The organism is Sorangium sp. So ce327, from assembly GCF_051530205.1.
In the GTDB taxonomy this organism is placed as follows: domain Bacteria; phylum Myxococcota_A; class Polyangia; order Polyangiales; family Polyangiaceae; genus Sorangium; species Sorangium cellulosum_B.
Genome location: NZ_CP150330.1, coordinates 6,160,918 through 6,173,010 on the forward strand (window position 1 = coordinate 6,160,918; position 12,093 = coordinate 6,173,010).

Annotated in this window: 11 protein-coding genes and 1 tRNA gene; 8 read left to right on the forward strand and 4 right to left on the reverse strand. The window is 71.7% G+C overall.

Going from position 1 to position 12,093, the window contains the following annotated elements:
- Nucleotides 1-127 precede the first annotated feature (127 nt).
- The 3 genes from WME95_RS23035 to WME95_RS23045 all read left to right on the forward strand — a co-directional run bounded on the left by WME95_RS23035 (nt 128) and on the right by WME95_RS23045 (nt 2,016).
- Nucleotides 128-403, forward strand: coding sequence for a hypothetical protein (locus WME95_RS23035; protein ID WP_437910595.1), 276 nt, complete (start codon nt 128-130; stop codon nt 401-403).
- Between the two features lie 426 nt (nt 404-829).
- Nucleotides 830-1,678, forward strand: coding sequence for a helix-turn-helix domain-containing protein (locus WME95_RS23040; protein WP_437910596.1), 849 nt, complete (start codon nt 830-832; stop codon nt 1,676-1,678).
- Nucleotides 1,679-1,713: 35 nt separating this feature from the next.
- The gene (locus WME95_RS23045) at nt 1,714-2,016 is read left to right on the forward strand and encodes a hypothetical protein (RefSeq protein WP_437910597.1); all 303 of its coding nucleotides are present in this window, start codon (nt 1,714-1,716) and stop codon (nt 2,014-2,016) included.
- A 14-nt stretch (nt 2,017-2,030) separates the two neighbouring features.
- On the opposite strand, the gene WME95_RS23050 is transcribed toward WME95_RS23045, so the two are convergent.
- Nucleotides 2,031-2,663: a hypothetical protein gene (locus WME95_RS23050; protein ID WP_437910598.1), complete on the reverse strand. Its 633-nt coding sequence runs from the start codon at nt 2,661-2,663 to the stop codon at nt 2,031-2,033.
- Between the two features lie 642 nt (nt 2,664-3,305).
- Between WME95_RS23050 and WME95_RS23055 the strand changes: the two genes are divergently transcribed.
- Both WME95_RS23055 and WME95_RS23060 read left to right on the forward strand, forming a co-directional pair.
- Nucleotides 3,306-3,446, forward strand: a complete 141-nt coding sequence (locus tag WME95_RS23055; protein ID WP_437910599.1) for a hypothetical protein — start codon at nt 3,306-3,308, stop codon at nt 3,444-3,446.
- Between the two features lie 445 nt (nt 3,447-3,891).
- Nucleotides 3,892-4,527: a Uma2 family endonuclease gene (locus WME95_RS23060; protein WP_437910600.1), complete on the forward strand. Its 636-nt coding sequence runs from the start codon at nt 3,892-3,894 to the stop codon at nt 4,525-4,527.
- 84 nt (nt 4,528-4,611) lie between these two features.
- Here WME95_RS23060 and WME95_RS23065 read toward each other — a convergent pair.
- Nucleotides 4,612-4,686: transfer RNA gene (locus tag WME95_RS23065), tRNA-Glu, on the reverse strand.
- A gap of 559 nt (nt 4,687-5,245) precedes the next feature.
- Between WME95_RS23065 and WME95_RS23070 the strand changes: the two genes are divergently transcribed.
- The 3 genes from WME95_RS23070 to WME95_RS23080 all read left to right on the forward strand — a co-directional run bounded on the left by WME95_RS23070 (nt 5,246) and on the right by WME95_RS23080 (nt 10,191).
- Nucleotides 5,246-7,144 carry a TonB-dependent receptor plug domain-containing protein gene (locus WME95_RS23070; protein WP_437910601.1) on the forward strand — a complete coding sequence of 633 codons (1,899 nt, stop codon included), beginning with the start codon at nt 5,246-5,248 and terminating at the stop codon, nt 7,142-7,144.
- Nucleotides 7,141-8,244: an HmuY family protein gene (locus tag WME95_RS23075; RefSeq protein ID WP_437910602.1), complete on the forward strand. Its 1,104-nt coding sequence runs from the start codon at nt 7,141-7,143 to the stop codon at nt 8,242-8,244. The genes WME95_RS23070 and WME95_RS23075 overlap by 4 nt, the downstream gene beginning before the upstream one ends.
- Before the next feature lie 126 nt (nt 8,245-8,370).
- A complete protein-coding gene (locus WME95_RS23080; RefSeq protein ID WP_437910603.1) occupies nt 8,371-10,191 on the forward strand; it encodes a hypothetical protein in 1,821 nt (606 codons plus the stop codon).
- Between the two features lie 23 nt (nt 10,192-10,214).
- Here WME95_RS23080 and WME95_RS23085 read toward each other — a convergent pair whose 3' ends face one another.
- Together WME95_RS23085 and WME95_RS23090 are read right to left on the reverse strand one after the other, a co-directional pair.
- Nucleotides 10,215-11,039 (reverse strand): CBS domain-containing protein, encoded by an 825-nt coding sequence (locus WME95_RS23085; protein WP_437910604.1) that lies wholly within the window; start codon nt 11,037-11,039, stop codon nt 10,215-10,217.
- Between the two features lie 473 nt (nt 11,040-11,512).
- A complete protein-coding gene (locus tag WME95_RS23090) occupies nt 11,513-11,950 on the reverse strand; it encodes a hypothetical protein (RefSeq protein WP_437910605.1) in 438 nt (145 codons plus the stop codon).
- Nucleotides 11,951-12,093: the final 143 nt, after the last annotated feature.

A 12,093-nucleotide genomic window follows, 5' to 3' on the forward strand; every position in this document is an offset into this window, starting at 1 on the left:
GGCCGGCGGCAGCTCGGCCGAGGACGGACGAAGCGATGCCAGCGGGGTTCGCGGCGGCGCTACCCAGACGCGCGAACCGAGCTTCACCGATTGCCGTGGGGCCAATCGCTATACGTTCAACACCGCATTGTCGGACACGCGCTGCGCGGGCCCGGGGCTCGTGGTCTTCGCGGACTCGGAAGTGGAGGCGCTGGGATGCGCCGCCGCGAGGGCCGTGCTCCAGGGGGTTCAGCTAGCCCCGGCGGGGGCGGCGCGGACGTACGCGATGTGCGTCACCAGTCCCTTCGGGAGGTCGACCCAGCACGTCGCGGCGTACTCCCCGGATGACGCCAGGACGTGCGCGCGCTCCTATGTGTGCGCGGCGCTCGGCAACTGCACCGCCGCGCCGAACGCGTGTCCATGACGTCGCCTCGCTGGATTGCCGCAGCGGGGAGCGAGCCTCCGGGGGAGAAACCACCAGGTCCGCTGAACGGCGGCCGAGGTGAAGAGGCGCATCGATGGCGTGCGCTCGATGCTGACCGCCACCCCGGGGATGCCCGGAAGGCCCTCCCCGCTCCCTTCACCTCCATGGCGTGACCGGATGCCGGGAGGCGCGCGGCAGCGGCATTCGACCGGACGCTTGTCCCCGCGCGCCTGGAGAGTCCGCTCGGCGCGGCCTGACCCGAGAGCGCGCTCGAGGGTGCCGAAGACTTGCCGGCGCGGCGCGCGCGGATGGCCTTCGGGATCCGGCTCCTTGCGCACGTAGGCGACGCCACCGGTTGCCCAGACCGGCCCAGCTTGCTTGCAAGCTCTCGACTGTCGGAGCGTTCGTGCTATTACGGCGCCCCCCATGAACGCCTCTGACGCGATCAAGGAGCGGGTGGACCGCTTTATAAAGGACATCCTGAGCCTGGTCGAACGAGTTCAGGAGGAGCACCGCGCCGCAGCGCACCGGACTGTGACGACGATGCTGGCCGATCTGGGACGGCCAGCGGCGAACGCCTCCTCGGAGCGCCGTCCGAAGCCCCGGAAGGGGCCGAAGCCCCCCCGGAAGGGGCCCGCGCACGCCCAAAGGAGCGTGGCGAGGCCTACGAGGAGCGGGAAGCAGGGCGCGCTCTCGACAGCGTCGAGCTCCTCGACGGCGGCACCGTCCACGAGGAGCGGGAAGCAGGGCGCGCTCTCGGCAACGTCAAGCTCCTCGACGGCGGCACCGTCCACGAGGAGCGGGAAGCAGGGCGCGCTCTCGGCAGCGTCAAGCTCCTCGACGGCGGCACCGTCCACGAGGAGCGGGAAGCAGGGCGCGCTCTCGGCAGCGTCAAGCTCCTCGACGGCGGCACCGTCCACGAGGAGGACCTCAGCACCGGCATCCGGCGCGGAGCGAACCACGGCTGGCACGATGACCGCGACGGGAGACTCCACGAGCGATCGGGAGGCTGTGGTGCTCGAAACCGTTCGATCCCTCGTGCGAGGGACGGCGACGGAGATCGCCGCGCGCAGCGGGCTACCGAACGGGAGCGTGTACGTCACGCTTCGCACGCTCGTCGCTCGCGGCCGCGTGGCGAGAGCCGGGACAGCGAGGGGCGCCGAGTACAGCCTCGTCTCGTCCGGCGGGATCCGGCCCTTCAAGCGCGTGAAAGCTGCGAGACCCACCAGCGCTGCGGAGATGGAACAGACCGCCGACGCCGCGCTCCCGGAGTAGAAGATTCCGCTCACGCACGAGGTCGTCGCGGTGCGTTGAACGCGGCGCTCGCGCTCTGGCCCGCCGACGTGTCGGCCGCCATCGCCGCGCAGAACGTCCAGTTCGCGTCGGGCCGCATCGGCGACCTGCCGAGCCCGCCGACGCAGCAGATCAGCGCCACGCTCATCGCCGAGGGGCAGCTCACGACACCCGAGGATCTCGGGGCGATCGTCCTCCGCGCGAAGCCCGACAGGTCGCGGTGGTGCAGCTCGGGTGATGGGCGCGGTGCAAGGAGTCGCCGGAGAGCCCGAGCTCGCCGGCGGTCCCCATCTCCTGAGGACACGCGCCGCGACCGCTGAGCCTCGCTTTCAGCTCATGGATTCGTGAAGTCGTAGCATCCCTGCAGAGAACCAGCGGCTGGAGCCATGCTCGCCCCCGCGCCGAGCCGGGACAGATCCGTCATCACGTACACTGCGTCCCGGGGGAAAGGGAAAGCGGAGTCTTCACGTTTGCTGTAGGAGCCGCCTCCGACACAGTAGACCGTCGGGGTGCCGAGGCGCTCTCCCGGGATCACGAGATAACCGCTGACGATCTCGTTCCCGTCGACCTCGACATGGAGCACTCCACCAAGATCGAAATAGACATGGCCGCCATGCGCATCCGGGCCATACGAGAACTCGCTCGAGTTCTGGCCGTCGCCGTTCGGCGCTCCCTCGATTGGCCCCGAGAGCACATCCGCTTCGAACTCGTAAACGATCTCACCGGCGATGGGCTCACCGGGGCACGCGCCAAGCTTGACCAGCGATGCCATGGAGAACCTGTAGCCAGCTTCGTCCCGGATCACAGTCGAGCCGCCGGCATCATGGAACCACGTATCAGGGCTCGACCCCTCGGAGGGCATCCGGATCAACCCAGCGGCGCTCAGCTCGACGCCCTCTCGCAGCATCTCCCGTCCGAACAGATGCAGCTCACCACCAGCGCCGAAATCGAAGCGCAGGCTCTCCACGCGTCCAGCCAGGGAGCTCCACGCATAGGACTCTCGCACAGCCTGTCCGGACATGGATCCTTCGAGCGACAGTGAGCCGGGAGCACATCGCGGTCCGGTGTCTCCCTCCCCCGGGGTAGACGAAGCGGCATCGCAGCCACACAGAAGGAGGCCCGCGACCAGGAGGGCGCCCCCTGAGGCGCTCGCTGAGCGGACCGATCGGCGATGATGTTCATGAGGTTCCATGTGCGCGGTTGCTGGAAGGGCGAAGGTTCGTGTTCGGTGGCTCGGCAGGGTGGACTCTGTCACGTTTCGCCGCGGGTGTTAACCCCCCGCCCCCGCGAGCTCGGCCGAGGACCGGGAGGCGCAGTAGGAGCCCGCAGTGACATGGCCCCCATGCGCGCTCCCCCCGGAGCCTCACCTCATTTGATCTCGGGTCCCCCGTGCGCGACGAGCAGCGCTAACGACACCCGGCTCCCCAGCGGGATTCGAACCCTGGAAGCACGTCGAGATCCGCAAGAATCACGTAGGGTTCCGCATGCTGGCGGCGAGGTGACGATGCAGACGGTGGCGGCTAAGTGCGCGGAACCTCGTGGACCGGACGAATCGCGGACGAAACCGGCGGACCCGCGGTCGGCGCTGCTGGGCCAGCTGGCGGAAGGCATGAGGGAGGCGCTTGCTGCGGGCGACGTCGAGGCGGCGCGCATCGCCCACGAGGCGATCGGGCGGCTGCTCGGCGCGACGGGCGCGGACGCAGGCGGCGTCATCGACCTCGCGGCGGAGCGTCGCCGCCGCGGTAGGTAGACGAGGATGCTAGCGGCACCGCAGGTCGACCGCGACCTAGCGCACGGTGATTGACAACGAGACGTCCATCTCGTTGTCAAAAACACGGACGCCACGTTTCGAGCGTGACCGAGCCTGGGTATCGATTGCCGTTCTCGTGCTGACCTCGTAAACTCGCCGGACAAGCAATGTGTCACCCGCGGTTGCTGGTAGCACCCGGCACGCCGTGGACGAACCCAGCCACAACAAGGTCCTTCCTGTCCGTTGTCTACTTGAGCCCCTTGGCCGGCCAAGGAACCGCTCGGCCCAGGACAAGCCCTCGCCCATCCGCTTCCCTTCAGCAGACAGGCCCGAGGGGGTGCCAGCGCTGGGGACTGGGGCGCCGAGCTCCCCCGAGCTCGACGTCGGGGCGCCCTGCTCCGACGCCGACACGACGGCACGCGGAACGCTGTGCTACCGTGGCGAGGTGATCAGCCAGAGCGCACGCACCGAGGTCGCGGTCGAGCGGAGGGTCACGTTCGCCGAGTGGACCAGTCTGCCTGAAGATGAACCGGGCGAGCTCGTCGACGGGCGGCTCGTGGAGGAAGAGGCGCCGGACGCCGTTCACGAAGTGATCGTGGCCTGGGTGATCAGGGTGCTCGGGGGCTGGCTCATTCCGCAGGGCGGGCTCGTGCTGGGCTCCGAAGCGAAGTACGCGGTGAGCGCTGTCTCTGGCCGTAAGCCCGACGCCTCTGCGTACATGCCTCGGAGCCGCAAGCCACCTCGGCGCGGAACGCTCCACGCTCCGCCCGACATCATGGTCGAGGTGGTCTCTCCTACCCCGCGGGACGCTCGACGCGACCGTGTCGAGAAGCTCCACGAGTACGCATCTTTCGGGGTGCGCTGGTATTGGATCATCGACCCGCAGGAAAGGACGCTCGAGCTCCTCGAGCTAGGAACCGATCGCCGCTACGTGCACGCGCGCTCGGCGGCCGACGGGATCGTCGGCAGTATCCCCGGCCTGGAGGGACTCTCGCTCGATCTCGACGCGCTCTGGAGCGAGGTGGAGCTGCTCGGTCCTGAATCCGGAGAAGGAACGCTCGGAGACCCGGAGGCCCAGTAGCGTTGCCGCGCTTCGTGCGGCATCTACCTGAACCTCCAGCCGACGCTCAACGCGTCGCAAGCGCTTGAAATGATGAATGAATTGCGTCCCCAGCGGGATTCGAACCCGCGTAGCAGCCTTGAAAGGGCTGAGTCCTGGGCCGGGCTAGACGATGGGGACCGGCGATTCGGCGCGGGACCCTACCGTCCGTCGTCGAGCAATGCAAGCCCAACTCGCGTCGCCCGTTGGGGTTTCCGCCGTCGGGCCCGGTCCCGCCCCGCGACCCCCCGCAGCCGCGGCGCCCGCCCCCCGAACCGCTGGACGACCGCCCTGAACCGGGCGACCATCCCCCACCCCACCTCACCCGATCCACCGAACGCCGCACAGGCCGAGCTCTCCCCATGCCGCCGTCCCCGCGCCTCGAGCCTGCCGTTCCGATGTCCCAGGGAGGACCGTGCCCCGGCGCCGGCGCCTGACGCGCGCCGCGCTGCTCGCCTTCTGCCCGCTCCCGGCGCTCGTCCCAGCCGCGTCCTCGCGCCCTGCGCTCGCGCAGCTCCCTTCCGCGCAGCCCTCGGCCGCGCCCCCTTCCCCTTCTCCTCTTCCTGTTCCCGCTTCTTCGCCTTCCTCTCCCGCTTCGCCTCGTCCCTCGCCATCGTCTCCCCCCTCGCCCGCCGCGCCGCCTCCCCTCGAGGTCGTCGTCACCGGTACCCGCACCCCCGAGAGCAGCCAGCGCGCCACCGTGCGCACGCGCGTCGTCACCCGCGACGAGGCCGAGCGCCGCGGGGCCACCAACGTCGGTGAGGCGCTCGACGGCGAGCTCGGCGTCCAGGTCAACCCGAGCGCCTACGGCGCGCTCGGCAACCCGAGCGCCATCCAGATCCAGGGCTTCGACCTCGACCGCGTCCTCGTCCTCGAGGACGGCGAGCGCGTCATCGGCGACGCCGGCGGCGCCATCGACCTCTCGTCCCTCCCGCTCGGCGACGCCTCCCGCATCGAGCTCGTCACCGGGCCGACCAGCTCGCTCTACGGCACCAGCGCCATCGGCGGCGTCGTCAACGTGCTCTCCGCGCCCCCCGAGCACCCCGGCTTCAGCGGCCGCGCCCGCCTCGAAGGCCGGAGCCGCGCCGGGCTCGTCCTCCAGGGATCGGGCGCCTACCGGGGCGAGCGCGCCTGGGTCAGCGCCGACGCCTCGTTCCAGCGGGAGGACAACCTCTCCCTCGTCGAGCCCGCCAAAAATCTCGCCCATCCCGAGGCCGGCGCCGACGCCCCCACCGCCCTTCCCGAGCGCGCCCAGACGCTCCTGGGCCTGCGGGCCGGCGCCGCGCTCGGAAGGGGCGTCGACCTGCGGCTCCGTGCGCGCTGGATCCACGACGAGCAGGACGGCGTCGAGCAGAAAGAACGGCCCGTCCTGGGGGTCTACCTCTACGACCTCCCCGAGGTGACCGACCGCATCACCCTGCACCTCGCCGAGACGCTCGACCTCGGCGGTGGCTCCAGCCTGCGCCTCGCCGCCGGCCAACAATGGGGCTTCCGATCGAGCGGCCGCGATCAGCGCGGCTCGCCCTACGAGGAGCTGCGCGAGCGCTCGGGCACCCTCCAGAGCTACGAGGCGATCGCCACCGTCGCCGACGGGCAGCGCACCTGGGTCGCCGGGGCGCGCGCCGAGGTGGAGACGCTCGACCAGGTGCTCAAGATCACCACCGTGACCACCTCCGGCACCGAGGAGATCCCGCCGAACGACGAGGTGCCCAGCACCCGGCTCGGCAGCGCCGCGCTCTACGGCCAGCTCGGGTGGAAGCTCACCGACGAGCTCACCCTCATGCCCGGCATTCGCGGCGAGCTCCGCGTCCGCTACGGCGGCGTCGTCGCCCCACGCCTCGCCCTCGCGTACCGGCCCTCACCGTCGCTCACGCTGCGCGTCTCCGGCGGGCGGGGGTTCCGCGCCCCCAGCGCGAAGGAGCTCGGCTTCTCGTTCGACCACTCGAGCCTCGGCTACATCCTCGAGGGCAACCCGGAGCTCGCCCCCGAGACGTCCTGGGGCGTGAACGGCGATGTCACATGGATCCCCCGAGAGGGGATCACGGCGCGGGCGGGCGCCTTCTCGAACTGGGTCGACAACCTGATCGACGTCGACCCGAAGCCCGTCAGCTCCTCCGACGGCGTCGATACGTACACCTACACGAACATCGCCGAGGCGCGCACCGCGGGCCTCGATCTCTCGGCCACGCTCCAGGCCACACCGTGGCTCCGCGTCGAGGCCGGCTACGCCTACCTCTGGACACGCGATGACACCGCCGATCCCGGACAGCCGCTCTCCGGCAAACCGCCGCACACGGCGCAGGCCTCGCTCCGCGCCGATCTGCCGCTCCGGCTCGAGCTCGTCACCCGTCTCCGGACCATCACCAGCGCGTTCGTCGAGAGAGACCCGCGCGCCGAGGAAGACGTGCACGCCCCCGGGTTCACGACGCTCGACGCGCGGCTCGCGCGGCCGCTCTGGCCTTCGTCGCAGGCGTATCTCGGCGTAAGGAACCTGCTTGGCGCGCAAAAGGACCCTGAGCGCCGCGGCGATCACCGGCCCCTCGAGGGGCGCACGTTTTACGTCGGCGTCCGCGCCGATCTACCGTGGGAGGACTCATGACAAGAGGATCGGTCGCGGCAGCGCTTCTCCTGCTCACCCCGGCGTGCGGCGGCGGCGGGACCTCCAGCGGAGACCCGGGGACCTCCAGCGGAGACCCCGGGACTACGCAGGACGGCGCGCTCCTCGAGGTCGACGTGCCGTCCACCGGCCGCGTCTTCCTTCGTCTCGCCACGCCGGAGATCGCGCTCCCGGAAGGCGACGGCGCGGCGTCCACCGACTGGGATCTCGCGCTCTCCGGCTACGACGTCTTCACCAACAGCGGCCTCAGCGGCCCCGGCGACGGCGGGGCGCTGCCGATCGGCCTCGAGGACTACAGAGCGGGTGAGCTGCCGAGCACCCCCTTCCTGCTCACGGACGACTCCGGCGGCGCCTTCTCGCGCTGGTACGCCTACGACGGCGAGGAGCACGTCGCCTTCAGCCGCTACCACGTCCACGCGATCGAGCACGAGGGCCGGTACTGGAAGCTCCAGATCGTCTCCTTTTACGGGGAGGTGGACGGGGCGCCGGTCACGGCGCTCTATCAGCTCCGCTACGCCGAGGTGCTCCCCGACGGCCCCGGCCCGACCGTCGACATCCAGGATCTCGACGCGACCGCGGGCGGCATCGACGCGCCCGAGACCGAGCCGAGCGCTTGCCTCGACCTCGCGGGCAACCGGCAGCTGATGCTCACGCCGGAAGAGGCGCGCGCGTCGACGGATTGGAATGTCTGCTTCCGAAGGTCGCTCGTCAGCGTCAACGGCGAGCTCGGCGGCCCCGGGACCACGCGCGCCGCCGACCTCCAGGCAGATGCGTCGGGCTCCGAGGAGCTCGCCGAGGTCAAGGCGCGCACCGCCGCGTCGGAGCAGGCGCGGTTCGACGCGGCCGACCACGCGGCCCTCTCCGATCCCGCCGTCCCGTACCGCGGCGACCACATCGCGACCGCCTTCACGGGGCGGTGGATCGAGCCCGGCGCGACGCCCCCCGCGCCGGCGAAGGACGCCGCGTGGCTCGTCCAGGGCGCGGACGGCGTGTCGCGCTTCGTGATCGTCATCGAGCGCTTCGAGGGCGCGACGGAAGCATCTCCAGGTCGGGTGAGAATGCGCGTCAAGCAAGTGGAATGAGCGCCGCTCACGCCATCGCACACCCCGCCGAGGTCACGAGCGTGCGCAGCGCGTGACACCGCGCGAGGGCCCGCGCATACTGCGCGCGCGGTGAGGGAGGGCCCTTACCGACGCAGGAGCATGCTTATGTCAACGTCGCTTGCACCGGCATCGAGCGCACTCGATCCGTCTCGCGTGGACGGGAGGAAGCCGGGCGGCGAGCGCCGGGCAACGCAGGTTCGCGGAGGCGCTCTCCTCGCCGCGGGCGCGCTCGCGGCCCTCGTCGCGGGCGCCTGCGGCGGCAGGGTGGTGGTCGACGGGTTCGAGCCGCCGCCCGACGGCTCCGGCGGCTCCAGCGGCTCCTGGAGCTCCGGAGACACGGCGAGCTCCGCGCCGCAAGGCTCCTCCGGGGCCGGTCTAGGCGGCAGCATCGGAGAGGGGGGGGCCCCGCCGATTCCGCCCCTCGTCAAGGAAGAGCACGACAACGTCGACATCGACGGCGCCGTCCCGGTGACCATCCAGCCGGGCACCCTGGGCTTCACGGCCGTCGCCGAGATCATGGCGTCATCGCCGAGCTTCGAGCCCATCGGGATCGAGAGCATCCGCGGCCCCGACGGCAGGCTGCTGGCGGCCGACTACACCATCCCAGGCACGATGGCCGCCTTCTTCAACCAGGGCATCGGCGCGGCGGCCGTCCCCCAGACCGGCGCGGACGCATCCGCGCCGCTCGCGCCGGGCGTCTACTGGATCAAGCTCGGCAACGGCGGAGTCGGCCCTTTGGTAGAGCCGGTGCGCCTCTCGGTGTGGCACCGCCGGACGCTCGACGGGCGCTTTCACGGCGGGAAGATCGACATCAACGCCTTCATCGCCGGAGAAGCGGTCTCCGAGCAGTACATGCGGCGCGCGCTGCTCGCCGCGTACGAGGGGTACGTGGGCCTCGGCGTGGGCAGCATCAACGTCCGCCACCTGGGCTCGGAGTGGGAGTTCATCGACGACGAGCTCCTCCCCGGCCTGCTCGAGCAGACGGCCGGCGCCCCCGGCCGTCCGGCCCTCAACGTGATCGCGGTGACGGCGTTCGGGGGGAGCATCGTGCAGGCGTCCGGCGTGACGCCCGCCGTGCCCTCGGTCGCGGTCGAGCACGGCACCCACCTGAGCGGCATCGTGGTCACGCTCTACGAGGAGCCCTCGGTTGACAGCTTCATCCTGCGCCATGAGCTCGGCCATCTCGCCGGGCTGTTCCATACGACCGAGTTCGACGCGGACTTCGGCGACCCGCTGGACGACACCGAGCAGTGCAGCAACATGAGGTCACGGAGGGAGCGCTGCCCGGATTTCGGGAATCTCATGTTCCCGACGGGGGGCGACTTCTCGGGCACGATGACGCCGCAGCAGACGGCGGTCGTGCGGGCGAGCGCGCTCTACCGCGGGATCGTCGAGCAGGGCGGCGGGGCGGCCGTCCCGCTCCCGGCCGACGCGGACACGCCGGCGAGCGGAGCGCCCATCGCGCCGCCGACTCCGGGCGAGGGTGCTCGCTCGTTTGCGCCGGACCGCCTCGCCTCCACCGCCGCGCTCCCGCCGCACGCCGCGGCGCTGCTCGCGGGGCACTTCTGCGGCCAGAGCGCTGCCCGAGGCGCGGATTTCGACGAGCTGCTCCGCGCGGCCGGCGCCGACGCCGATCGGCTGCTCGCGGTCGGCCGCGATCCCGGGGCGCCGGCGTACGTGAGGGCGCGCGCCCTCACCGCGGCGGGCCGCGCCGCCACGCGTTCCTCCGCCTCCGCCTCGACGCGCGTGATCGCGGAGCTCCAGGCCCTCGCCGCGGACCCGCGCCTCCCGCGCCGCGCGCGGCTCGGCGCCGTCGAGGGGGTCGCGGCCGCCTCGCCCGCCGCCGCCCGCGCGCTCGCCGCGCGCCTGACCGCCGACGCCGACGGGGTCGTCGAGCGGATGGCGACCCGCGCCGCCGCGCGGTGAGGCCGCGCTCGCCGCGGCCGGCGTTATCCCGCCCTGGACCTCGCGGCCATGGAGATCACGCCCGTCCCAGCGACGGCGCGCGCGAAGTCCAGCCCCGTCAGCACGCCGCGGAGCCGCCGCCCCTGCACGACGAGCACGCGCCGCGCCTGCGCCGCGTGCGCGGCGGCCGCGGCGCGGTGGAGCGGCGTCCGGACGTCGAGGCAGACCATGGCCGGGCTCATCACGTCCTCGACCGGTGAATCGGACAGCACGCCGTGCGCGAGCAGCGCCTCGGTCTGGGTGAACATCCCCACCGGCCACCCGCCGGGATCCACCACCACGAGCCCGCTCACCTGCGCCGTCGTCAGCCGGTCGGCGGCGAGCGCGAGCGGCGCGTCGAGCGGGATCGTGTACGCGGGCGCCGACATGAGCCCGCCGATCGGCGTCGGGTCCCGCGCCTCGACAAGGGAGAGCAGGAGATCCTTGGTGCTGAACACGCCCGTCAAGGCTTCGTCCTCGCGGACGAACACGCGATGGATACGGTGCTTCAGCAGCACGCTCGCAGCCTGCCCGACCAGCGTCGCGCGCCCGACGGTGATGATGCCCGGGCGCAGCACGGCCCGCGACGGGACATCGGGCAAGGTGAGCAGCATTCCTCGGCTGTTCGTCTTCGTCTCGAACCTGCCGAGCCGGAGCAGGTCGGTGCGCGACAGCACGCCGATCGCGCGCGACGCCGCGTCCAGGATCGGAACGCAGGAAATCGCGCGCTCGCCCAGCGTGCGGTGCACCTCTGGCAGCGGCGTCATGTCGGACGCCGCGATGACTTCACAGGTCATGTAACGCGAGACGGGTGTCGCAAAAGACATCATGGCGAGCATTCCTCGAGGACGCCGGCGATCCGGCGCGCTCCAGAGGGAGCAAGAAGCGATCCGCCATGGGACGAGGGCCGCCAGGCCTGGCGCAAGCGCAGGCACCGCGCCTCGGCGCGCGATCTGCGCCGAGGTGTGCAACGGGCTGGGCAGCGGCTGAGCCGCCAGACCCAGGTGCGCGTGCCAGGCGGCGATGTCCTAAAATGCGACAGGTGGGGGCCCCGGAACGTGGCCGCCAGGCGCACGGCCGTCGCCGATCCGGAGACCCCCGGGGCTCCTGACCTCCAGGAGCTTCGCGCCTGCCGCGAGCTCCCGGAGGCCAGTGTCCCGGCTCGGCCCGGGCGATCCGTCAGACGAGCCGCGGCTCGGGCGCCGGGCGCGCAGGGGGCCCCTCGTGTTCCGAGGGCCTGTCGTGCGCCGGTCCAGGGCCCGCGCTCGCCGTCGTCGCCGCGGATGGACTCCGGGCCAGCGGGCTAGAACCTGCCGCAGCCGCCGCCGCCGCCCCAGCCGGGCCTGCCGCACGGCGGCCTGAAGCCGCCCCAGGGGCCGTTCCAGCCGCAAGGCCTGTAGTTCCCGAAGTTGCCCCAGTTGTTCCAGCCCGGGTTACCCCAGGGGTTCCCGCCGACGAAGCTCCCGTTGCCGCAGCCCGGGAGGCCCCAGTTCCCGTTGGGGAAGCCCAAGTTCCCGTTGGGCCAGCCCCAGCTCGGATCGGCGAAGCCCCCGGAGGCCCCGCAGCTCCGCGCCCAGCTGGCGTCGCCGCACAGCGCCTGGGAGGCCTCCTCCACCGTCACGGCCTCGTCCGCATCACTCTCGTCGACGTCCGCCTCGCCCGCGCCCACCGCGCACCCGGTGGCCAGCGCCGCCATCGCCATCGCGACGCACATCAACCTGGTATTCAACAGCTCGACCATTTCTCCTCCTTGCCCTGCCCGCGACGTCTGCAAGACCGTCGCGCCAGTCGGGTTGCGGAGAGAGCAGCGCTCATGCCCGAGAGCTGGTGTGCAGAGCCTGCCGCCCGAGGGCGCGCGCCGCGGGCGCGAGGCAACGACAAACC

Coding starts and splice junctions, on each gene's coding strand:
- WME95_RS23080 (WP_437910603.1), top strand. CDS start 8,371: ATGTCAACGTCGCTTGCACCGGCATCGAGCGCACTCGATCCGTCTCGC.
- WME95_RS23075 (WP_437910602.1), top strand. CDS start 7,141: ATGACAAGAGGATCGGTCGCGGCAGCGCTTCTCCTGCTCACCCCGGCG.
- WME95_RS23040 (WP_437910596.1), top strand. CDS start 830: ATGAACGCCTCTGACGCGATCAAGGAGCGGGTGGACCGCTTTATAAAG.
- WME95_RS23085 (WP_437910604.1), bottom strand. CDS start 11,039: ATGATGTCTTTTGCGACACCCGTCTCGCGTTACATGACCTGTGAAGTC.
- WME95_RS23090 (WP_437910605.1), bottom strand. CDS start 11,950: ATGGTCGAGCTGTTGAATACCAGGTTGATGTGCGTCGCGATGGCGATG.
- WME95_RS23055 (WP_437910599.1), top strand. CDS start 3,306: ATGAGGGAGGCGCTTGCTGCGGGCGACGTCGAGGCGGCGCGCATCGCC.